The organism is Fusibacter bizertensis, assembly GCF_029914245.1.
Taxonomy (GTDB): domain Bacteria; phylum Bacillota; class Clostridia; order Peptostreptococcales; family Acidaminobacteraceae; genus Fusibacter_C; species Fusibacter_C bizertensis.
This window is the reverse complement of sequence record NZ_JARYZI010000008.1, coordinates 14,960-36,831: the sequence shown is the minus strand read 5'-3', so window position 1 is coordinate 36,831 and position 21,872 is coordinate 14,960. Positions and strand designations below refer to the sequence as shown.

Here is a 21,872-nt window from a genome sequence, read left to right as displayed (position 1 = left end):
ATGGGAGAAGCCAAAGAACGTTCGATGGAAAGAAAATCCTATATTATATCGATTGCGATAGCATTGGCAATCATGGTGATCAATAATGTCTTTGTATTTGAAAAGTTAATTGATTATACAAGAAGTTACTTTGTCGTGGTACTACTATTTAATTTAGTAGTTCTGGTATTGTTGGCCAATGCAACCTATTATACAAGCCGAGTCAAAATTGATGAAATCTATGTCGCAATTTCTTTTTATTCATTTATTATGATTGCAAATATCATTTTAGCGATTGTAGTGATTTTTGCAGCGCCTATTAATACACTAGAAATTGTGACTTTGCTTCTTGGCTTTGGAAAATTGATCTTTGTCACCGGGGTACTGACCTTGAATTTTCAAAGGAAATTAACCTGGCTTTATTCGCATGCAATTCACATGTTAATAGTAGGCGTGCTAATTGTCGTTTTAGAGCTTATAGTCGTTTATGGTTCTCTTAGAACTCAAGCTAACCAAGAAATGATTACTTTTTTTATACATGGTCTTTCTGTAATGCTGTTGGTTGTTCTCAATTATGAACTAATACTAAGAGAGAAAGGTAGTAATACGTATGCCTCTTTATTTGCTTTTAGTACGATGTTAGTAGCGCAACTCTTTTTAACACTAACGATTAGTAGCTTTTATATGCAAATTCAAAGTTATATTTTGCAGACATTAGGTTTTATCTTTTTCTTTTATCAAGTTAATCGTAATAATTTTGTTATTCCTGAAGGTGAACAAAGGGTTTTGCAAAGACAGTTTAATCTATATGCGATGAATTTGAAAAAAATAATTGATAAAAAAACGTATCAAGTGAGAGAAGTAAATCAAAAATTTATAGATGAACTTGAGTATGCCAAGAAAATACAACAATCCCTATTGCCTAGTCCTAAAGCCTACTATAGAGATGTAAAAATATTTTCAGAATATATGCCATGTGAACGTTTAAGTGGTGACTTTTTCGATCACTATAGATTGGATGATGATAACGTAGCGCTTTACTTGATGGATGTTTCGGGACATGGAATTTCCGCAGCTCTTTTAACGATGTTTAGTAGTAACTACCTTAAATTTGGTGAAAAAAACCAACAATTATTTAGAGGATTAAAGCCAGAACGCATGTTATCTCACTTTTATGATCAATTTAATGAGATGAATTTTCCAGATGAAATGCACATGGTTGTTTTTTATGCGACTATGAATTTAAGTACAAAAATGTTAACATATTGTTCAGCAGGGCTAAATTGTAGTCCTATACGTATAAAAAAGAACGGAAAAGTTGATTTTTTAGATAAAAGTGAAGGTTTTCCAATTTGCAAACTCAGTGAGTTCATAACACCTGAGTTTAAAAGTGAACGAATTAAACTCGAAAAAGGGGATCGACTTTTGTTTTTTACTGATGGATTAATTGATGATGAAAAGAACAATACCTTTAATAACGAGGAGTTAATTAAATTTTTAACAGACCATAGATTTGTATCAATTGAAGAATTAAATGATCTAATTGTAAATATGATTAATCCTGTGAAAGATGTTTTAAATGATGACATCACTTATATTTTGATGGAAATCTAGCTCTATTGACGGGGGTTAACATAAGAATTATAATAAAATTAGAACTAAAACAATTAATTGGGTAGGGTGAATATGAAAGATATCATTGTCTTAAAAGACTTAGAACAGATTAAGGCTATATCACAGCAGTACAGACTCGACATAATCGAAGCATTTGATGCTAAGCCTAAAACGGCTAAACAGATAGCTGAGATGTTGGATGAACCTCATGGTAGAGTGAATTATCATATCAAGATTCTTGAAAAAGTAGGCATCATTGAGTTGGTGCAAGAAGTTACTAAATATGGCGTAGTAGAAAAATACTATTGTCCTGTTGCTTATAAGATTATCATAGACAGTAGCGCAGTCACTTTAGATGATGAGATGTCTGATTCTATAAGTAATGTAGCTGTTGCTTTTTTTGAAGGGATTTCTAGAGATTTTTATGAGTCTGTTCAATATTATGCGGGTCCAATATCTAGAAAAGTTTCACACTTTGCAGATTATTTTTTAACTGACTCTGAAGCAAAAGAATTAAATGAAAATATTTCTAAGCTAATAGATTCATATTTATCTGATAAAGAAGAGCCAAGAGAAGGGGCGCAGAGACATTCGCTTGCAACTATGGTATTTGCAATGCCAGATAAAGAGTAGGAGAAAGGGCGATGAATTTCAGACGATTCGTCAAAATTATAGTCCCAATGATGATCATCGTGATTTTGTCTACATCATGTGAGATTCAAAATGACTCTGAAAAGACAACCAAACCAACGAAACTAGATCCTGTAGAGCAAGAGTTGATCGCTAACCCTGCTTTATCAAGGTCGGGTGCTCTAGTTGTAGCAGCACCTGATATTGATAGTACATTCAATCCGCTTTTTGCATCGAAAGATGTAGAAGATTGGATATCGGACCTTGTCTTTGATGGTTTATTTGTGTTTAGCGGTAATGACTCTCTTCAAGGAGTACTTGCTAAATCCTATGTTGTGGCAGAGGACGGGATTAAATATACTGTAGATTTGAAGGAAGGCATAACATTTCAAAGTGGTAGTCTTGTTAAGTCAGAAGATGTATTGTTTACTTATGGGATTTTACTTGACCCTCTTTATGATGGTAAATACGCATCTGTTAAAACGCATTTAGTTTCGGTGGATAAAATAGGTGAGCATCAAATCGAGTTTACTTTCAATAGTAATAGTCGCGATAATTTAAGCTCGTTTGTGGTTCCAATTCTCTCTAAAGATTATTACGATTTTATCGAGTTGGAAGATTTCAAGAAAAATTATAAGGCACCAATGGGAACAGGCCCGTTTAGTTTCAATGACTATAGTCTTGGTGAGAGTATAGTTCTTGTGAAAAATACAAATTATTTAGCAGATAATGCAAAAATATCTGGAATTGTCATTAAAAAATACAATGAAGCAGATGCTTTTAAAGCATTTGGTGAGGGTAAAATAGACATTTTTGAGATATCGCCTTCAAAGTTTAAAGTTGAAGATGTTAAGCAGTTAAGTTTTGGAAACGTGATGACCCAAGGAACAAATATTACGACTTTTATCGGCTTAGATTTAACGAATCAGATTTTAAATGAAGTGAAAGTGAGACAAGCGTTACTTTATGGTTTAGACCGAGAAGCATTTATCCAAAGTGAATGGGCAGGTTATTCTGATGCAGTTAACTTTATCGCAACGGATAATGCTGAGTATAATATAAACACGCAGCCACTGGATCAATATGTTTATAATTTAGAAAAAGCAAATGAACTATTAGATTCATCAGGATGGAAAGACAAAGATGATGACGGGTTTAGAGAAAAAAATGGGGAGCGTATGAAGCTCGAATATACGGTGTTTCCAGAAGCAGATTGGTCTTATAATTTGGGTCAATTTGCAAAATTGCAATGGCGTAAATTAGGAATTGAAGTGACATTGATTTATCTGGATTACAATACCATGATTGACAAAATGTCAGGTGAAGAAAAGAGTAGTATGTGGAATTTAGCTTGGGAGATTACGTCAAATCAAAACCCTGAAATGTTATTCTCAAGTAATATAGAAAAAGGCATCTATAATTTTGGAGCTTTTGAAGATCAAACTTCAAACGAAATGTTTGATGAACTTCACGAAGTAAATTCTAGATTTGAAAGAGAAACGATTTTAAAACAGTGGCACATGATTCAAAATGAAATGTTACCAGTTTTACCCATTGCAAGGCTAAAATCTATATGGGCATATAACAGCAGAGTGAAAAATTTAAAGATTGATGCATTTGCATCATGGACACAGCAAATTGAAAACTTAGAAATCGAGGTTTTACAATAGATTAAGTGAATTTTGAGGCGAAGCGATGAAAAATCCAGATTATAATATACTTGAAAATACAATGAATGCCCTAATGCTTAAGCATTGGGGTATTGTATTAATTAAAGAGGGGGAACCCCTTTTTACGGAAAAAGTCCATACTTTTAATAGTGAAAATAGTATATTTGATACTGTACATTCAAAAGAAGCAACAGTAATTGCGATAGCAGTCCCTTATCGTTTGACTTCTGATTATAAGTGCCCAGGTGTGTCTTATGGGAAAGTAGAAGCTTTTGCTTGGGATTACGATTATCACGTTGAAATTAAGGGAATTCTTGTGAAAGTATTGAATCAATTGGAAAATCAATTTGACCAAAAATTTGAACAAGTTGATTTCTGCGTGGATAATTCACCTTATAATGACCGTGAAGTAGCTTTTTATGCAGGGTTAGGCAGTGTCGGAAAAAACCATTTATTGATTCATCCTGTTTTAGGGACGCGTTTTTTTATAGGCTATATTGTTATTAAGAATCATTTACTATATTCTGAGTTGCCAATAAATCAAAGCATTCAATCGGATAGGTTTGAGGGATGTGAGAGCTGTGGACGTTGTGTTAGTGCTTGTCCAACTAAGGTTTGTGGTTATGAGGTTACACAGATGAATTTGTGCTTATCAGAAATGACACAGACAAAAGAATTAATTGAAGAAGTAAACCGAATTAATTTTAAGAGGCAACTATATGGTTGCAGTATATGTCAGGAAGTTTGTCCAGCCAATAGTAATACCAGCATTTCTACCTGCAACTCTTTTCTACTTACAAGTCATACCTCAAACTGGATAGAACTTTTTGACCTATTAAAGATGACTTCAAGTGCGTTTAAAACCAAGTTTGGAAAGATGGGATTTGCATGGCGACCACTATGGGTTTACAAAAGAAATGCATTAATTATCTTGAGTGGTTCCAAGAGTATGATGGTTTTAGAACGGTTAAAAGAAGAAAAATATCTTGAAAAAGATGAACGTCTGGGTGAATATTACAAATGGGCAATAAATAGACTTTGTATTTCCACTACGGACGGATAGTGATATACTAAATGCGTAGAATTACTTTTTATGGAGGAATGACAATGTCAAACGTACATGAGTTAAAGTATTTGCAAGATCAAGTTAGGGAACTTAAAGAGCAAGGCGTTTATCGTGTGTTGCCTGTACTTGAAGGGGCCAACGAAGCTGAAGTTATGCTAAACGGTAAAGCCGTAATCAATCTATCTTCTAACAATTATTTAGGATTTGCAAACCATCCTAAATTGAAGAAAGCTGCTATAGAAGCAGTTGAAAAATATGGTGTGGGCTCTGGTGCTGTAAGAACAATTATAGGCAACATGGATATCCATGAACAATTAGAGGTAGAGCTTGCTAAATTCAAACGTGAAGAAGCTGTTATGGTGTTTCAATCAGGATTTAATTGTAATGCAGGTGCAATACAAGCGATCACAAATAAAGGTGATTTGATCATCTCAGATGAATTAAACCATGCGAGTATTATTGATGGCGTAAAGCTTTCAAAAGCTGATAAAGCTGTATTTAAACATAGCGATATGGCTGACTTAGAGCGTGTACTTAAAGAAAAACGTAGCAATTATGAAAATTGTTTGATTATTACTGACGGTGTTTTCAGTATGGACGGTGACATCGCTAAGTTACCAGAAATAGTAGAACTTGCAGAGAAATACAATTGTATGACTTATGTTGATGATGCACATGGTTCTGGCGTACTTGGTGAAAGTGGCCGTGGTACTGTAGATCATTTCCATTTACACGGAAGAATTGATTTTACAATTGGTACCCTTTCTAAAGCAATTGGTGTAATTGGTGGCTATGTAGCAGGACGTAAAGTGATGAAAGAATGGTTGCTACATAGAGGTAGACCACTTTTGTTTAGCACTTCCTTACCACCTGCTGCAGTTGGTGCGATTACTGAAGCTGTAGCTTTACTCAGCAGTACAACAGAATATACAGATAGATTGTGGCACAATGCTAACTTTTTCAAAGAAGAACTAGGAAAACTTGGATTTAATACCGGCTCAAGCGAAACGCCAATTACACCAGTAATTATTGGTGATGAAGCGCAAACCGTTGCATTTTCTAAACGTATGCTTGAACTTGGTGTATTTGTATCGCCGATCATCTTCCCAACGGTTCCTAAAGGTACCGGAAGAGTGAGATGTATGGTTACAGCTGCACATACAGAAGAACAACTTTTAAAAGCCGTTTCAGTATTTGAAGCTGTTGGCAAAGAAATGAAGCTTATATAAAATCTTACTTTTATTAAATCAAGCATCTCGAAAGAGATGCTTTTTTGATTTTTAATATTTTCATTGGGTATAATGCCATATATCATATACTGACGTCTAAGAATAAAGTTATTTATTAATAACGAAGAGAAAGGTATAATAGTACATATATGACTTTTGGATTTTGACGAGGTAATTACGTGATTTAGGTTCACGTGGGAAAATTAGATTATGGAGGATATTTCAGTTATGGAAAATAAACCAGGTATTTTACTTGAAAGCGGAACTGGTGAAGTTGAAATACTACACTTTACAGTTGCAGGTGTTCACTATGCTATTAATGTCGTTAAGGTTAAAGAATTGTTACAAATTGAGAACATAGCGAAAATCCCAAATTCACATCCAGCTGTTTCGGGTATTTCTTTGATTCGTGGCGAGATGATTTCTATTGTTGATTTACTCTATGTTCTTGAAAATCAAAAAAATCCAAATGTGAAAACAAGTATGACTTTGGTATGTGAGTTTAACAAGATTAAGGTTGGTTTTGCAATTGAGACAGTGCTGGGAATCAATCGAATTGGTTGGAATGCAATTATGAAACCTGATGATATTACTTCAAATTCACTAATTATTGGTAATATCAACTTAAACGATCAGATCATCATGTTATTGGACTTTGAAAAAATAGTAATGGATATCAATCCAAACACTGGAATCAATATGGATCGAATTAAAGAAATCGAAGTTAAAGATAGGTCTAAAATCAAAGTTGCCTTAGCAGATGATTCTCCGATGATTCGTAAAGTACTGCTAGATACGTTGACAAAAGCTGGGTTTACAAATCTTAAGTTTTTTGATGATGGCATGCAAGCATACGAATACTTGATGATGGTAGCGGATAAAAGGGGTGAAAATTTCACTTCTGATATAGACTTGTTGATTACAGATATTGAGATGCCTCAACTAGATGGTCACGCATTGACGCGACGCATCAAGGAACATAAGATTTTAAAAAAATTACCGATTATTATATTCTCATCACTTATAACAAATGATTTAATGCACAAAGGTGATGCTGTTGGAGCGGATGCTCAAATGAGTAAACCGGAGATCGAAAACCTTGTAAAACTCATCGATAAAATATTAAAAATAAAATAATAACAATAAACTCTGAAACGTAGTGCTATGAAGTGCTACGTTTTTTGTTTTTTTTTGTATTGACGCGCAAATTTCAATAAAGTATAATAAATCGAGTGAAAAGTTTAATAAAAGTAAACAAGCTGATAGGATTGCAACTTACTAAATGAAAGTTATTTAAAAGGAGAGATGGTTGTGCAGATAGGAGAGAAAATCAAACGTCTTCGACTGGAGAACAACCTCACACAAGAAGAACTTGCAGATCGTTGCGAGTTATCAAAAGGATTTATATCGCAGCTTGAGCGTGACATGACGTCACCTTCTATTGCGAGCTTAGTCGATATATTGGAGAGCCTAGGGACCAATCTCCAGGCCTTTTTCAGTGAGACAGTGGAAGAAAAAATCGTATTTAAAACAGAAGATTTCTTTGAGAAAGAAAATGAAGAAGTTGGATACAAATTAGAATGGATTATCCCGAATGCTCAAAAGAACATGATGGAGCCCATTCTTTTAACTTTAGCGCCAAATGGTGCATATGATGAGCACGAACCACATGTAGGCGAAGAATTTGGATATGTTTTATCTGGTTCAATTGTTATCAATTTGGGTAGCAAAAAGTATGTGGCAAAGGCGGGAGATTCATTTTATTATAAAGCAAATAAGGGGCATGAAATCGTCAATAAAGGCCGTAGAGAAGCGGTACTTCTGCTGGTGGGTACTCCCCCTAATTTCTAGCAACTGGAGGAAATTATGAGCGATAAAATCGTTAAGGGACTTAATATTACAAAAGAATTTGGTGGTGTACCAGTAGTCAAGAACATTGATTTTTGGGTAAAGAAAAACCAATTCTTAACTATACTTGGGCCGAGTGGCTGTGGTAAAACAACGACACTTAGGATGATCGCTGGTTTTGAAACACCAACTTCAGGTCAACTTTTTTTTGAAGGCAATGAAATTACCAATACGCCTCCATATATGAGACAAATCAATACAGTTTTTCAAAAGTATGCTTTATTTCCTCACATGAATATATATGAGAATATTGCATTTGGTTTGAAAATTAAGAAAGCAAGTGATAAAGAAATTGCTATAAAAGTAGCAAAGATGCTTGAACTTGTTAATTTAAAAGGATTTGAAAAACGTAGTGTCAACTCTTTATCTGGTGGCCAACAGCAACGAATTGCAATTGCACGTGCACTTGTAAACGAACCAAAGGTATTGCTGTTAGATGAGCCATTAGGGGCATTAGATCTTAAGCTTAGAAAAGAGATGCAGATTGAGCTTAAGAATATGCAAAAAGAATTAGGGATTACGTTTGTTTACGTAACGCATGACCAAGAAGAAGCACTTACAATGTCAGATAAAATTATTATTATGAATCAAGGAGAAATTCAACAAATTGGTTCTCCAATTGATATTTATAACGAACCAGAGAATGCATTTGTTGCAGATTTCATCGGAGAGAGCAATATTTTTCATGGCACTATGATTAAAGATTTTGAAGTTGCGTTTTGTGACAAAACATTTGTATGCGTTGATAAAGGCTTTGGAGAAAATACACCAATAGAAGTTGTCGTTAGACCAGAAGACGTGAGACTTGTTCCAGCAACAGAAGGTTTATTAACAGGTATAGTAAAATCTGTTGTGTTTAAAGGTGTTCATTATGAGATGCTTGTAGCTGAGGCAGATAGAGAGTGGATGGTTCATAGTACAACTATGGAGCAAGAAGGCACGCTCGTTGGTCTTTTTATAACGCCAGACGATATCCATATCATGGATAAGGAGGCATAGTATGATTAAAAAACTTTCTTCGGGTCCATATCTATTTTGGATCGCGATGTTTGTTGTCATCCCGATTTTGATGGTTTTTGGTTTTAGTATGATTACGACAAATTCCGACGGTTCTTGGCAGATTACGTTTTCTAACTTTACAAGAGCGTTTGATCCCATCTATATAGCGGTTCTTGCCAGGTCTTTGAAAATAGCTGTTGAAGCAACATTAATTTGTTTTTTCATAGGCTATCCTATGGCTATGATCCTTGCAAAGATGAATGTAAGGTTTAGAACTTTTGCGGTTATGATGTTTGTTGTTCCCATGTGGATGAACTTTCTTTTAAGAACATACGCATGGATGACGATCTTAGGTAAAAATGGTGTACTCAATGGCATCTTGTCGTTTTTGGGGTTGCCACAAGTACAGTTTTTATATTCAGAAGGCGCAGTATTATTGGGAATGGTGTATAACTTTTTACCATTTATGGTACTTCCGATTTATACGGTTTTAACTAAGATGGATCAGAGCTTAATAGAAGCTGCTGAAGACTTGGGTGGTAATAAGAAAATCGTTTTTTTAAAAGTGATTTTTCCACTATCAGTTCCTGGAATTTTATCAGGTGTTTCCATGGTATTTATGCCAGCTGTAAGTACTTTTGTTATTTCAAATTTACTTTATGGTGGCCAGTACATGCTTATTGGTAACTTAATTGAACAACAATTCTTGGTGATCAATGATTGGAACTTCGGATCTGCAGTAGCGATGATACTGATGTTGCTAATTTTAGTATCGATGGCAATCATGAACCGCGTAGGTGGAGATAACCCTGAAGAAAGGGGTGTCAATCTATGGTAGGTAAATGGATTAAAAGGTTGTATACTTTGATAATCTTCGGCTTTTTATACGCACCAATTGCAGTTTTAGCGGTCTTTTCATTCAATGATTCTAAGTCAACTGCAAAATGGGAAGGATTTACATTGGATTGGTATCAGAGTTTATTTCAAAATGACTACATTATGAAATCGCTATATTATACCGTTCTTGTGGCAGTAGTTGCTTCTGCTGTTGCGACAGTTATAGGAACATTTGCTGCTTTTGGTATATTTTATATGAAAACATGGAAGCAAAAAGCTATTTTAAATGTGAATTCACTTCCTATTTTAAATCCAGATATTGTTACGGGTATTTCTCTGATGACATTATTTGTAGCACTTAATATGGAGCTTGGACTCATGACAATGATTATAGCCCATGTTACATTTTGTATTCCTTATGTGGTGTTATCTGTACTTCCAAAATTTAAACAGATGCCAAGTGAGATGCTTGAAGCTGCACTTGACCTTGGTGCAACACCTTTTTATGCTTTCAGAAAAGTTATTTATCCAGAAATCAAACCTGGTATTATTACAGGTGCACTGATTGCTTTTACGCTCTCTATTGATGATTTTGTTATCAGTTTTTTCAACACAGGGAATGGCGTAAGCAATTTGTCAATTGCTATTTATTCAATGGCAAGAAGAGGGATTAAGCCAGAAATCAATGCGCTTTCAACATTGATGTTTATTACGGTTCTTATCTTGCTGTTGGTACTTAATAAACGTACAAAAATAGAAGAGATATAAGCATATGCTTTAGAAGGGAGATTTTAATGAAAAAAGTTTTATCTTTGGTTTTACTTGTAGCACTTATGGGGACCTTATTTACAGGATGTAAGAAAGATGATCAAGTTGTACTAAACGTATACAACTGGGGTGACTATATTGATGAAGACATCTTCGATATATTTGAGGAAGAAACTGGCATCAAGGTAAATTACGAAACATACGCTACAAACGAAGAGATGTATACTAAAATTAAAAAAGGTGGTACGCAGTATGATATAGCGATCCCATCTGACTATATGATAGAAAAAATGATCAAAGAAGATTTAGTTGAGCCTATTGACTTAACTAAAATTCCGAATTATGCTAATATTGACACTAGGTTTAAGAACCTAGCTTTTGATCCTAATAATGCGTATTCGGTCCCATACTTTTGGGGAACTGTTGGTATCATATATAATACAAACATAATTACTGAACCAGTAGATTCATGGAATGTACTTTGGGATGAGAAATATGCAGGTCAGTTTACAATGGTTGATTCACAAAGAGATTCTATTATGGTTGCACTTAAAAAACTTGGGTATTCAATGAATACCAAAAGTGTGGCAGAACTTGAGGCAGCTAGAGATGTTTTAATAGAACAAAAGCCAAACGTTTTAGCCTATGTAGGCGATAACGTTAAAGATATGTTGATCAGCGAAGAGACCGCAATGGCGGTTGTGTGGTCAGGTGAAGCAAGCACGGTTATTCAAGAATATGATAACTTTGAATATGCATTACCTAAAGAAGGCTCAAATATTTGGTTTGATAACGTTGTGATTCCTAAAGGTGCTAAAAATATCGATGCTGCGCATCAGTTTGTTGACTTTTTATGTCGTGGTGATATAGGTTTTAAAAATGCTGATTATGTCGGTTATGCAACTTGTAACACTGAGACGATGAAATTATTAGATCCAGCACTTATGGGTACGACATATGCTTATCCAGATGATGCATTGTTAGAGAACTTTGAAATTTTCAGTGATCCAGGTGATTTTATCACTGAGTACGATCGCGTTTGGACAGAACTTAAAGCAAAATAAACACATAGTGATTTGAAAATAAAACAGCCCATTTTTTAATGGGCTGTTTAGACTATTCAGTGGACATACTAAATATGAGTGTGTTTTGTTGACGAAGGAGGAAGAGATGATCATCGATGGTAATGCAATTGCAAAAAAGATAAAGGATAAAGCTAGAAATTGTTGCTCTGATTGCTATAGAAAACCCAATGTAGTTGCGTTTATGCTAGGTGAGAATCCGTCTTCTGAATCTTATTTACGGATGATAGAGAGAACGTGTAATAGCGTTGGTTTTGGTTATACACTTGTGAGATTGACGACTGAGATTTCCGAAGCTGAATTGTTAAAATTGATTGTTGAGAAAAATGAAGATGAAAATGTGGATGGTATTTTAGTTCAGATGCCACTACCTAAGCATATTAGCGAAGAAAAAGTTATTATGACTATTGCACCTGAAAAGGATATAGATGGCTTTCACCCTATGAATGCTGGAAGGCTATTTAAAGGGGAAAAGGCAACAAGGCCATGTACGCCTTTAGCTGTTATCACGATGTTTAAAGAACTAGAGATAGATCTGGAGGGCAAGTACATTGTTGTCATTGGTAGAAGTAACATCGTTGGAAAACCATTAGCAGTTATGCTTATGGAAAACAACGCAACCGTTACGATATGTCATTCGAGAACTGTAGATCTCGAAGAACATACGCAAAAAGCAGACATTATCATAGTGGCAGTGGGCATTCCACAGTTTCTTAAAAAAGAAATGGTAAGTGAGAAGGCAATTGTTATAGATGTTGGTATGAACGAAGTTGATGGAAAATTAGTAGGTGACGTGGATTTTGAAGCAATGAAGGATTACGTCCAAATGATTACACCAGTACCTGGTGGTGTAGGTCCTGTTACAAATGCGGTTTTATTGCTCAATGTCATAGAACACTTTAAAGGGGTAAAAGGGTGAATTTCTTAGGAGTAGTAGTAACAATTGGATCGTTAATTGGCGCTGTTGCATATTTTCTAAAAGACAAAGAGGAAATACCTATAGACGTTTACAAAGACTATGAGGTTTTTCTAAATGCAATGACTGATTATAAAAATGAGCATTCGGATTATGCAAAAGATATTAGAAAATTACTTCCTTTTATAGAGAATCCGGATCATCTTAATCTGAAAAGATACGGTTTATCTTTGGATGGGAAATTTTTAACAGTCAGTCATTTGGATGAGGCTGAGGCGCAACAAATTATCAACGAAATTGGTGGGGACTCATATATAAATGGTGTATACACATATCTGACGTTGAGAAGAATGAATGATCTTAGTAAAATTAAGCCAATCGCTCATTTTTCCATGAAACCAGACAATAAGTTTTCTACCACAACATACATCACTTATGACACCAATAATTGTGTTGCAGAAGACGGTGAGATTATGGAACGCAAGTGGGAAAATAAGTTTGCGACATTTAAAGACCCGGGGATGTATACAATACGACTAAAAATTAGGGATAAACACAATAACTGGTCAGATACTTTTGAAAGAGAGATTAAAGTAGTTGAAGAAAAGGGTATAAAAGCAATTGAAGCATATGATGGTTCGTTTTTTTTGTTATATAAGAATGGACGTTGTCTTTCGAGAGGAAAAAATGATTTCGGACAATTGGGCATCGGCACCCTGAATTCAGTAAATGAACTCAAGTACAATTCCATGTATGATTCTGTTCTTCAAGTCTCATGCGGTGAGGGTTTTAACGTTTTCCGTTTTCACGACGGTTCAGTGGGGACAGCGGGTAGTAATCGTTTTGGTGAACTCGCCACAGGTGATAAAAATGCACAGAAGACCATAACTAGTGTATGGGGGCTTGAGAATATTAAACAAGTATCTGCAGGTAGAAAATTCGCAGCTGCACTTGATTATGAAGGCAATGTTTTTGTTTGGGGTGATAATTCTGATCATCAACTTATGCAGGATGATATTCAAGATTCAATGCTGCCAATTAAACTAGATGGTGTCAGCGGTATCAAACAAATCGCCTGTGGTTCCAATTTTGGTTTGGCACTTAAATACGATGGGACAGTAATGGCTTGGGGAGATAATTCTCATGGTCAGCTCGCAGTTGGCTATAAAGGAAGTATATCAGAACCAGTTGTGACTTTATTCTCAAATGTGAAGAGTGTACATGCAGGTGACAAATATACGTTAGTAGTTACGGACTCTGGAAAAGTATTTGGCTGTGGTAATAATGCTTATGGTCAATTGGGGACAAAAGGCAAGTCAGAAATATTCTTTCCAGCTGAAATATTGCGCCTAAAAGATGTAGAAACTTTAAAGGTAAGAGAATCTTTAACTTTAGCGGTTTTAAAAACTGGTAAAGTGAACGTCTGGGGAAACTTTGGCGGACCAGGGACTAAACCTATGTATGATCCTGTGGAGCTTACCGGCATCAATTATGCAAAAGCCTATGCAAACAATGGAAAGAAGATTTTTGTCATTGATGGTAACAATGACTTCTATGTGATCTCAGATTTAAGTGGAAAGTATGATAAAAAGAAAATGTATGAAAATTTTTACGAATTTATGGAAAATGAGAGTTCAAAATCAAAATAATCATGTATAATGACAGTATAAGACGAATTCGTATAGATAGGAGGACTAAATATGCGTGAAAGAAGACGTTCCCATAGAGTCACTTACAATGCGGTAATCAATATTGATCAAGTGTATAATCAAGAACAGATTATCAAGGGTACTAGAGAGTTTCCCGTTGAAATACTAGATATTTCTAAGGGGGGTATAGGTTTTATTGCTAAGGAAGAGCTGCCAATAAACTTTTATTTCAATGCAAAAATTGATTTAGGCAATGGCAAACAGTTTTATAGTGTTTTAAAGATCATGAGGGTTGAAGAAATAGAAGAAGGCTATAACTATGGTTGTGAGTTTACTGGACTCGCTGATATTTTGTCGCTGTACATCGATGAGTTCGAACAAGAAAAATCAATCTAAAATGAAATGGGAACTGGTTATTTAGCGAGTTGTTTTACGCGAGTAACCAGTTTTTTAAATGATAAATAAAGTGAGTGAGAAAATGAAAGATATAAGAAATCAAACAAAAGAAGAATTAGTAGCAGCACTTCAAAAAAAAGGTGAGAAAGCCTTTAGAGGAAAACAGGTCTATGAGTGGGTTGCTCAAAAAGGTGTGATGGGATTTGAAGAAATGAAAAATATACCACAAACTTTGCGAGATCAACTATCAAAGGATTTTAGAATTGATAATTATAAAATAATTGAGCAGCATAAAGCCGCAGATGGAACCATAAAGGTACTAGGTGCTTTAGCAGATGGCAATGTGGTAGAATCTGTTTTTATGACCTATAAACATGGTCACAGTGCATGTATTTCTACTCAAGTAGGGTGTAAAATGAAATGCTCGTTTTGTGCCTCAACCATTGGTGGTGTTGTTAGAAGTTTAACTGCTGGAGAATACCTAGGACAAATTTATGCACTGCAAAGATTGACTGGTGAAAGAATAGATAATGTGGTACTCATGGGAAGCGGCGAACCACTTGACAACTATGAACAAACAGTCAAATTTATCAAAATGGCAACTTTTACAGAAGGACTTAATCTGTCAATTAGAAGTATCACTGTGTCCACTTGTGGCTTGGTACCAGAAATCTATAAACTAGCAGATGAGAAATTTGGATTAACATTGGCTATTTCACTTCATAACCCTTTTCAAGAAGAACGTGAAGAAATCATGCCAATTACTAAGAGATATAATATTAAAGACTTGATAAAAGCAGTAGATTACTATATAGAACAAACTGGAAGACGAGTTACATTTGAGTACGCATTGATTGAAGGTGTTAATGATACACTTTTGCATGCGGATCAACTGGGAGTATTGCTTAGAGGCAAGTTAGTACATGTAAATTTGATTCCTGTAAATGCTGTTAAAGAGAAATCATATAAACCTACAAAGATAGATCGAATTAATGGATTTAAGTCGCAATTAATGGATAAATATAATATAAACACCACCGTACGTAGAGAACTTGGATCTGACATCAATGCTGCTTGTGGACAACTTAGAAACAGTAGACTTGAAAAAGACGAATCTTCTGAGCAAAAATAATTTTATTGTTTTGAAGGAGAAACACGATTGTACAGAGAATAATACAATAAGTGTTATATTACGAAGGAGGAGATCAAAATGGTTACTTTAATTGCAGGAAAAAAAGGTTCTGGTAAAACAAAAGACATTGTAAAAAAGGCAAATGAAGCGTTAAGTTCTTCAAAGGGCAATATGATTTTTATCGATGAGGACAATCGCGCAATGTATGATTTACATCATGATATCCGTTTTATCAATCTTGGTGAGTTCCCAATTACAAGCTCATGTGAATTTTTAGGATTCATTTGTGGTTTAATCTCCAATAATTATGATATAGAAAAGATTTATATTGATGGCATTATGAGCACCGTTAAAATATCGGAAACAGAAATAAGTGAATGGTTTAATAAAATCAATGATATTTCTGATGCGTTTAGCATCGACTTTGTAATCACACTAAATTATGAAACAGAGATTCCGGAAAGTTTACACAGATTCTTGAACTGAATATAGATCGTATTATTATAAAAAAATTAGATCCCGTTTCTATCAAATTATTATAAATAAGATGATGGTCATGGGATCTGTTAGTTTAAACTGTGACAAATGAATATCTAATTATAGAAAAGTTTTTCCTAGATATTTTTTTATGGTTTCTTGATCAGAAAAAGCATCAACGAGAATTTCATTGTCTGTTTCTTCAAAATAAACTACGATTTCAGCATTACCTTCTTTGAAAACTTTAGCAACAGTGTCTTCACGTAATGCTCTTAGTTTATTCTTATGATGTTTTATCTTTTCAAACTCTTTGACGTAAACTGTGCCAGTTAGTCCGATAATCTTGGTATAACGGTTCATAAAGCCTCCTAAAACGAGATGTGTTGCAAAGATATATACCATTATACATGAGAAGCCTTTTTTCGTCATATAAAAATCAATATTTGAACAAAAGTTTACGAATTGTATCGAATTATTTAACCTTTTTTGTGTCCAGTTTTGCTATAATTGATATGAGCGCAGAGCAATCTGGAAGGAGAACTAATATGAAGCACAATAAGAGAATTATGGTCTGTGTCACTCAGCAGAAATCTTGTGAGAGATTGATTGACTATGGTGTAAAGCTAGTAACCAATGATGCAGATGAGCTCCATGTAATCCATGTTGTTAAAGAAAATTGGAAATATTTTGGACAACTTGAGGAAAAAGACGCATTAGATTACCTTTTTGAAGTATCAAAAACGAACAATGCTATGCTAACTGTAACAAAAGCGAAAGATATAGAGCTTGCTTTAGCACAGTTTGCAGAGAAAAACAAAATAACGGATATTATTATGGGTGAGTCACTCGAAAGAAGTGAGCAACAAAATATGATTAACAGATTGCAAGATCAAACTACCAAGTCTGTAAGGTTCTGTGTAGTTCCACTTGATTTTGAAGATGAGCCTGAAGTTCTAGCAATATGATGTGAAAAATTAAACCTCGATGTCAAGGCATCGAGGTTGTTTTTATATTTTTTACTGTTTATATATAAAAAAGTTACAAAAACGTTAAAATAGTTTGAACTTATGCGTAATGGGTTATAAAATTGTAGTGAGACAGATAAAAAAATCTGTACATCTAAAAAGGGAGGATTCACATGAAAAAGATACTCAGTATTTTTTTGATGTTGGTAATGGTACTTTCATTATCGACCGTGTCAATGGCTGCAGATGATACAACAGTCAATTTGACAATCGTTCATACGAATGATACACATGCGAGGATTCAATCGGCAAATGGTATCATTGGATTTGCCAAAATTTCAACAAAAGTTAATGAACTTAGAGCAGCTAATCCAAACTTGCTCTTAGTAGACGTGGGAGACACGTTCCACGGTCAAACGATTGCAACTTTAGTAAAAGGTGAGTCAATTGCTAAAGTATTAAATGCAATGGGCTATGATGTTATGGTTCCTGGAAATCATGATTTCAACTATGGTCAAGATCGTTTGCTTGAACTTAAAGGAATGTTAAATTTCCCAATGATTTCTGCTAATATTGAAAATGAAGATGGTACACATTACTTACCAGGATTTACAATTAAGACAATTGGTGGGTTAAAAGTTGGTATTTTTGGATTAACAACTCCAGAGACAGCTTATAAAACACATCCAGACAACGTTACTGGTCTTACTTTCCAAAACCCAATTGAAAGAGCTAAGGATATGGTTGATCTTTTAAAAGATAACGTAGATGTTCTCGTTTGTGTGGGTCATATTGGTGAGGATGCCGGTTCTGAATTTACATCTAAAAAAATCATCGAAGCGGTTGATGGTATCGATGTATTCGTAGATGGTCATTCACATACTACAAAACCTGATGGCGAGATGGTTAATAATACTTTGCTTGTCCAAACAGGATCTTATGATGCTAATTTAGGTATAGTAAACCTTACAGTTACTAACGGACAAATTACTGCTAAGACTGCTGAACTTTTTACTATTGAAGAAGCTGCCGATCTTGCAGATGATCCTGCAGTTATCGACGTAATTGCTGATGTAGCTGCTGCAAATGCACTTATCACTGAAGTTAAAGTGGGTGAAACTAGTGTCCTTTTAGAAGGTACTAGAGAACTTGTAAGAACTGGTGAAACTAATTTAGGTAATCTAATAACAAATGCTATGTTATATGAAACTGGCGCTCAAATAGCGATCACTAATGGTGGTGGTATTAGAGATTCAATTCAAGCTGGAGATATCACTAAAGGTGATGTAATTACAGTTTTACCTTTTGGTAACTATATCATTACACTTGATGTAAAGGGATCTGATATTATTACAGCTTTAGAAAATGGATTAACCGATTATCCAGCTGCTAAAGGTGCATTCCCTCATGTAGCAGGTATAACTTTTACTTTTGATCCAGAAAAACCTGCGATGGAAAGAGTAACTAGCGTTATGTTTAATGGCATGGAACTTGATCCAGATAAATACTACTCAGTAGCAACAAATGATTTTATGGCTGCTGGTGGTGATGGCTTTACTTCACTTGGTGCATCTAAACAAACAGGTGAATTTGCAGCTTTAGATGAAGCTTTAATTGAATATCTAGATGTTGTTGATCCTGCTTCAGTAAAAGTTGAAGGCAGAGTGAATTTATATGATCCAAATGCACCAGTAACAGAACCTGAAGTTACACAGCCAGAAGTTACACAGCCAGAAGAAATGACGATGACATACACAATCGTGAGCGGTGATGTACTATGGAAAATTGCTCAAATGTATGATACAACTTGGGAAGAGTTAGCAAAACTCAATAATCTTGAAGATCCAAATATGATCTTCCCAGGTAATACACTTGTCGTTCCAGCGAAATGATTTTTACTGATTAAAAGAAATATTTAAATAAAGACCATTTCAACACGGGTGTCCACACATCTCATTGTGTGATGCCCGTTTTGGAGTGGTTCTTTTTATGAGTACACATATCGCTTGGGGTATGATAAAATAAAGTGTCTAAGTGATTTTGAATTTAAAGAGGACATAAGATGAACTATAGAAAATACAGTGAAGCATTAAAAGATAAATATGGCGAGAAAGTATACAAAATACCTATCAATTTACCTATAAGCTGTCCCAATAGAGATGGAAGAATAGGAACCGGTGGGTGTATTTTCTGTGGAGAAATAGGCACTGGATTTGAGGCTCAATCTTCAATACTTTCAGTTAAAGAACAACTACATAATAATATTGAAATTATATCTCCAAAGTACAATGCTCATAAATTTATAGCATATTTTCAAAATTATACGAACACTTATATGGCGCTTGATGCGTTTGAAAAAGTGCTTAATGAGGCATGTATTGAAAATATCATAGGAATTAGCGTTTCTACACGGCCCGATTGTATAAGCAAACCATACCTAGAAGTATTAAAGGCTATAAGCATGGCTAAAAAAGTTGATATTGAGATAGAACTTGGACTTCAATCTGTTAATGTAAATACACTTGAAATTATCAATAGAGGTCATGGACTCGCTGAATTTATAGAAGCCGTTTTATTAATCAAATCGTATGGTTTTACAATCTGTACGCATCTTATAGGAAACTTACCTTGGGATACTGAAAGAGATTTTTATGAAGGTGCTAAACTGATTAATGTACTTGGTGTTGATTCGGTTAAGGTACATTCACTCTATATTTTAAAAGACACCATTCTTGGAACTTGGTACGAGAACGATGCGTTTGATATGATTTCACCTGAGACGTATATTGATCGTGTCATTCATTTTCTAAGACTTTTAAAACCAACAGTAGTGGTTCAGAGACTTTTTGGACGTGCCCCCGAAGAAGATACTTTATTTTGCAATTGGGAAATGAGTTGGAGAAAGCTTCAAAATCAGTTGGATTCAAAGATGACAAAATGTAATTATATGCAAGGTGATTTATACACCACTGAAAAAATCGTTTCAGGAGGACAAATATGAACGTCATAAAAGAGTGGAAAACACTTTTGATTCCATATGAGCAGGCTGTAGAGGAGTTAAAGGTAAAATTTAAAGCTATTAGAAATCAATATAGAGAGTTAAATGAATATTCACCTATTGAGTTTGCAATGGGTCGTGTAAAGAAAATATCTAGTATAATAGAAAAAGCAGAACGACGCAGTATTCCTATGGAACAACTTGAGGAACAAATGGAAGATATCGCGGGTATCAGGATCATGTGCCAGTTCGTAGATGATATATATGAAGTTGTTAATCTGATCCGAGAGCGAAGTGGAAAGGATTTTACAGTATTATATGAAAAGGATTATATTAAGAACCCAAAAGATAGTGGTTATAAGAGCTACCACATCATCATTAAATACCCAGTACAAACAGCACTAGGGACTAAAGAAATCCTAGCAGAACTTCAAATAAGGACGCTAGCGATGAATTTCTGGGCGACAATCGAACACTCTCTTAACTACAAGTACAAATCACATATACCAGATGGTATAATAGAGCGGCTAAAGAATTCAGCAATAGCTGCAACACGCCTAGATGAAGAGATGATGGAGATTAGTAGAGAAGTTGTAAATGCTCAACTTATGTTTGAAGAAAAATCAAATACAATTAGAGATATTATCACAAATATTCAGCTTCTGTTTACGCAAGGGAAAGAGCTTGAAGCACTTGACTTTCAACAGCGGTTTGACAACATAAAAAACAATGACAACATGTTTGAGTTTGAACTACTATTAACAGAGATTAAGAAGAGTTTACCAAGATACAATCATTTTGAGAAAGGTAAGCTTATATGAAGCGATGGATGGAAAATCTTTATTTAAAGTCAATAAGAAAAGCAATTGAGACTTATGCGATGATAGATGAAGGTGATCGGATTTTAATTGGCGTTTCTGGAGGTAAAGATAGTTCTTTGTTATTTTATGCGCTTAACCAGCTCAGTCAGTTTGGACCTAAGTCGTTTAAGGTGACTGGATTAACCGTGGATCATGGCTTAATTGGCAATCTACCTGAATACAAAGTGTTTTGTAAGGAAAATGGATTAGATCTCATGGTATATGAAGAACATTATGCCGTTAACTTGTCACATGGAAAAACCTACGCGCCATGTTATACCTGTTCAAGGCTTAGAAAGGGAATTATCAAACGCTATGCTATAGAAAATGGCTATAACAAAATTGCAATGGGACATACCAAAGACGATCTTGTAGAAACCTTTATGATGAATATACTTCAACATGGTAAAATGGCGACGATGCGGCCAATTTCTGAGACTGAAGAAGGGTTGGTTATGATAAGACCACTTATGTTTCTTGAAGAAACTGCTATCATTAAATCAATAGAGATTCTTAAGTTTCCTTTAATGATGGATACTTGTGAATTTGCGGATGACAGATTGAGGAGTAAAGCTGAAGACCTTATCAACCAGATAGAATTGACAATCCCAGAGTTTTCAGATAAAGTGATACAGGCACTTTCAAATGTTGACTTAGAAAGGCTATTATAAAATTTTCTCTTGTTAGATAGTGGTGG

The 21,872-nt window shown here is 34.8% G+C and carries 22 protein-coding genes; 21 read left to right on the top strand and 1 reads right to left on the bottom strand.

Translation table 11 applies throughout. The features are described from left to right. The 16 genes from QE109_RS12140 (at window position 1) to QE109_RS12065 (ending at window position 16,361) form a co-directional block, all read left to right on the top strand. Entirely contained in the window at window positions 1-1,593 is a 1,593-nt protein-coding gene (locus tag QE109_RS12140; protein WP_281094801.1) for a PP2C family protein-serine/threonine phosphatase, read from the top strand. A 72-nt stretch (window positions 1,594-1,665) separates the two neighbouring features. Next, window positions 1,666-2,226 carry an ArsR/SmtB family transcription factor gene (locus tag QE109_RS12135; protein ID WP_281094800.1) on the top strand — a complete coding sequence of 187 codons (561 nt, stop codon included), beginning with the start codon at window positions 1,666-1,668 and terminating at the stop codon, window positions 2,224-2,226. Window positions 2,227-2,237: 11 nt separating this feature from the next. Further along, the gene (locus QE109_RS12130) at window positions 2,238-3,893 is read left to right on the top strand and encodes an ABC transporter substrate-binding protein (protein ID WP_281094799.1); all 1,656 of its coding nucleotides are present in this window, start codon (window positions 2,238-2,240) and stop codon (window positions 3,891-3,893) included. 25 nt (window positions 3,894-3,918) lie between these two features. Next, entirely contained in the window at window positions 3,919-4,956 is a 1,038-nt protein-coding gene (locus QE109_RS12125; RefSeq protein ID WP_281094798.1) for an epoxyqueuosine reductase, read from the top strand. A 44-nt stretch (window positions 4,957-5,000) separates the two neighbouring features. Next, window positions 5,001-6,188, top strand: a complete 1,188-nt coding sequence (locus QE109_RS12120) for a glycine C-acetyltransferase (protein ID WP_281094797.1) — start codon at window positions 5,001-5,003, stop codon at window positions 6,186-6,188. A gap of 210 nt (window positions 6,189-6,398) precedes the next feature. Next, the gene (locus QE109_RS12115; RefSeq protein ID WP_281094796.1) at window positions 6,399-7,325 is read left to right on the top strand and encodes a chemotaxis protein; all 927 of its coding nucleotides are present in this window, start codon (window positions 6,399-6,401) and stop codon (window positions 7,323-7,325) included. Between the two features lie 174 nt (window positions 7,326-7,499). Further along, entirely contained in the window at window positions 7,500-8,039 is a 540-nt protein-coding gene (locus QE109_RS12110; RefSeq protein ID WP_281094795.1) for a helix-turn-helix domain-containing protein, read from the top strand. A 15-nt stretch (window positions 8,040-8,054) separates the two neighbouring features. Next, window positions 8,055-9,095, top strand: a complete 1,041-nt coding sequence (gene potA / locus QE109_RS12105; RefSeq protein ID WP_281094794.1) for a spermidine/putrescine ABC transporter ATP-binding protein — start codon at window positions 8,055-8,057, stop codon at window positions 9,093-9,095. A 1-nt stretch (window position 9,096) separates the two neighbouring features. Next, window positions 9,097-9,933 (top strand): ABC transporter permease, encoded by an 837-nt coding sequence (locus QE109_RS12100; protein WP_281094793.1) that lies wholly within the window; start codon window positions 9,097-9,099, stop codon window positions 9,931-9,933. Further along, window positions 9,927-10,700, top strand: a complete 774-nt coding sequence (locus QE109_RS12095; protein ID WP_281094792.1) for an ABC transporter permease — start codon at window positions 9,927-9,929, stop codon at window positions 10,698-10,700. The genes QE109_RS12100 and QE109_RS12095 overlap by 7 nt, the downstream gene beginning before the upstream one ends. Window positions 10,701-10,726: 26 nt before the next feature. Continuing rightward, on the top strand, window positions 10,727-11,764 hold the full coding sequence (locus QE109_RS12090; RefSeq protein ID WP_281094791.1) for an ABC transporter substrate-binding protein: 1,038 nt from the start codon (window positions 10,727-10,729) through the stop codon (window positions 11,762-11,764). Window positions 11,765-11,870: 106 nt separating this feature from the next. After that, window positions 11,871-12,701, top strand: a complete 831-nt coding sequence (locus tag QE109_RS12085; protein ID WP_281094790.1) for a bifunctional 5,10-methylenetetrahydrofolate dehydrogenase/5,10-methenyltetrahydrofolate cyclohydrolase — start codon at window positions 11,871-11,873, stop codon at window positions 12,699-12,701. Further along, entirely contained in the window at window positions 12,698-14,347 is a 1,650-nt protein-coding gene (locus QE109_RS12080) for an RCC1 domain-containing protein (RefSeq protein ID WP_281094789.1), read from the top strand. The genes QE109_RS12085 and QE109_RS12080 overlap by 4 nt, the downstream gene beginning before the upstream one ends. 51 nt (window positions 14,348-14,398) lie before the next feature. Further along, window positions 14,399-14,743, top strand: coding sequence for a PilZ domain-containing protein (locus QE109_RS12075; RefSeq protein ID WP_281094788.1), 345 nt, complete (start codon window positions 14,399-14,401; stop codon window positions 14,741-14,743). Window positions 14,744-14,825: 82 nt separating this feature from the next. Beyond that, window positions 14,826-15,875: a dual-specificity RNA methyltransferase RlmN gene (gene rlmN / locus QE109_RS12070; protein ID WP_281094787.1), complete on the top strand. Its 1,050-nt coding sequence runs from the start codon at window positions 14,826-14,828 to the stop codon at window positions 15,873-15,875. 78 nt (window positions 15,876-15,953) lie between these two features. Continuing rightward, complete coding sequence (locus tag QE109_RS12065) at window positions 15,954-16,361, top strand: hypothetical protein (protein ID WP_281094786.1); 408 nt, start codon at window positions 15,954-15,956, stop codon at window positions 16,359-16,361. A gap of 111 nt (window positions 16,362-16,472) precedes the next feature. Here the strand turns inward: QE109_RS12065 and QE109_RS12060 are convergent, their stop codons facing one another. Further along, window positions 16,473-16,712 (bottom strand): hypothetical protein, encoded by a 240-nt coding sequence (locus QE109_RS12060; RefSeq protein WP_281094785.1) that lies wholly within the window; start codon window positions 16,710-16,712, stop codon window positions 16,473-16,475. Window positions 16,713-16,897: 185 nt separating this feature from the next. On the opposite strand from QE109_RS12060, the gene QE109_RS12055 reads away from it, so the two are divergent. The 5 genes from QE109_RS12055 to QE109_RS12035 all read left to right on the top strand — a co-directional run bounded on the left by QE109_RS12055 (window position 16,898) and on the right by QE109_RS12035 (window position 21,846). Then, on the top strand, window positions 16,898-17,317 hold the full coding sequence (locus tag QE109_RS12055) for a universal stress protein (protein WP_281094784.1): 420 nt from the start codon (window positions 16,898-16,900) through the stop codon (window positions 17,315-17,317). Window positions 17,318-17,490: 173 nt separating this feature from the next. Then, entirely contained in the window at window positions 17,491-19,209 is a 1,719-nt protein-coding gene (locus QE109_RS12050; RefSeq protein ID WP_281094783.1) for a 5'-nucleotidase C-terminal domain-containing protein, read from the top strand. Between the two features lie 170 nt (window positions 19,210-19,379). After that, entirely contained in the window at window positions 19,380-20,318 is a 939-nt protein-coding gene (locus QE109_RS12045) for a TIGR01212 family radical SAM protein (protein ID WP_281094782.1), read from the top strand. Continuing rightward, window positions 20,315-21,136 (top strand): GTP pyrophosphokinase, encoded by an 822-nt coding sequence (locus QE109_RS12040; protein ID WP_281094781.1) that lies wholly within the window; start codon window positions 20,315-20,317, stop codon window positions 21,134-21,136. The genes QE109_RS12045 and QE109_RS12040 overlap by 4 nt, the downstream gene beginning before the upstream one ends. Then, entirely contained in the window at window positions 21,133-21,846 is a 714-nt protein-coding gene (locus tag QE109_RS12035) for a tRNA 2-thiocytidine biosynthesis TtcA family protein (protein WP_281094780.1), read from the top strand. The genes QE109_RS12040 and QE109_RS12035 overlap by 4 nt, the downstream gene beginning before the upstream one ends. Window positions 21,847-21,872: the final 26 nt, after the last annotated feature.

What these genes read in the sequence shown, in the direction of transcription:
- QE109_RS12140 (WP_281094801.1), top strand. Translation starts at nt 1, where the DNA reads ATGGGAGAAGCCAAAGAACGTTCGATGGAAAGAAAATCCTATATTATA.
- QE109_RS12135 (WP_281094800.1), top strand. Translation starts at nt 1,666, where the DNA reads ATGAAAGATATCATTGTCTTAAAAGACTTAGAACAGATTAAGGCTATA.
- QE109_RS12130 (WP_281094799.1), top strand. Translation starts at nt 2,238, where the DNA reads ATGAATTTCAGACGATTCGTCAAAATTATAGTCCCAATGATGATCATC.
- QE109_RS12125 (WP_281094798.1), top strand. Translation starts at nt 3,919, where the DNA reads ATGAAAAATCCAGATTATAATATACTTGAAAATACAATGAATGCCCTA.
- QE109_RS12120 (WP_281094797.1), top strand. Translation starts at nt 5,001, where the DNA reads ATGTCAAACGTACATGAGTTAAAGTATTTGCAAGATCAAGTTAGGGAA.
- QE109_RS12115 (WP_281094796.1), top strand. Translation starts at nt 6,399, where the DNA reads ATGGAGGATATTTCAGTTATGGAAAATAAACCAGGTATTTTACTTGAA.
- potA (WP_281094794.1), top strand. Translation starts at nt 8,055, where the DNA reads ATGAGCGATAAAATCGTTAAGGGACTTAATATTACAAAAGAATTTGGT.
- QE109_RS12100 (WP_281094793.1), top strand. Translation starts at nt 9,097, where the DNA reads ATGATTAAAAAACTTTCTTCGGGTCCATATCTATTTTGGATCGCGATG.
- QE109_RS12095 (WP_281094792.1), top strand. Translation starts at nt 9,927, where the DNA reads ATGGTAGGTAAATGGATTAAAAGGTTGTATACTTTGATAATCTTCGGC.
- QE109_RS12090 (WP_281094791.1), top strand. Translation starts at nt 10,727, where the DNA reads ATGAAAAAAGTTTTATCTTTGGTTTTACTTGTAGCACTTATGGGGACC.
- QE109_RS12085 (WP_281094790.1), top strand. Translation starts at nt 11,871, where the DNA reads ATGATCATCGATGGTAATGCAATTGCAAAAAAGATAAAGGATAAAGCT.
- QE109_RS12075 (WP_281094788.1), top strand. Translation starts at nt 14,399, where the DNA reads ATGCGTGAAAGAAGACGTTCCCATAGAGTCACTTACAATGCGGTAATC.
- rlmN (WP_281094787.1), top strand. Translation starts at nt 14,826, where the DNA reads ATGAAAGATATAAGAAATCAAACAAAAGAAGAATTAGTAGCAGCACTT.
- QE109_RS12065 (WP_281094786.1), top strand. Translation starts at nt 15,954, where the DNA reads ATGGTTACTTTAATTGCAGGAAAAAAAGGTTCTGGTAAAACAAAAGAC.
- QE109_RS12060 (WP_281094785.1), bottom strand. Translation starts at nt 16,712, where the DNA reads ATGAACCGTTATACCAAGATTATCGGACTAACTGGCACAGTTTACGTC.
- QE109_RS12055 (WP_281094784.1), top strand. Translation starts at nt 16,898, where the DNA reads ATGAAGCACAATAAGAGAATTATGGTCTGTGTCACTCAGCAGAAATCT.
- QE109_RS12050 (WP_281094783.1), top strand. Translation starts at nt 17,491, where the DNA reads ATGAAAAAGATACTCAGTATTTTTTTGATGTTGGTAATGGTACTTTCA.
- QE109_RS12045 (WP_281094782.1), top strand. Translation starts at nt 19,380, where the DNA reads ATGAACTATAGAAAATACAGTGAAGCATTAAAAGATAAATATGGCGAG.
- QE109_RS12040 (WP_281094781.1), top strand. Translation starts at nt 20,315, where the DNA reads ATGAACGTCATAAAAGAGTGGAAAACACTTTTGATTCCATATGAGCAG.
- QE109_RS12035 (WP_281094780.1), top strand. Translation starts at nt 21,133, where the DNA reads ATGAAGCGATGGATGGAAAATCTTTATTTAAAGTCAATAAGAAAAGCA.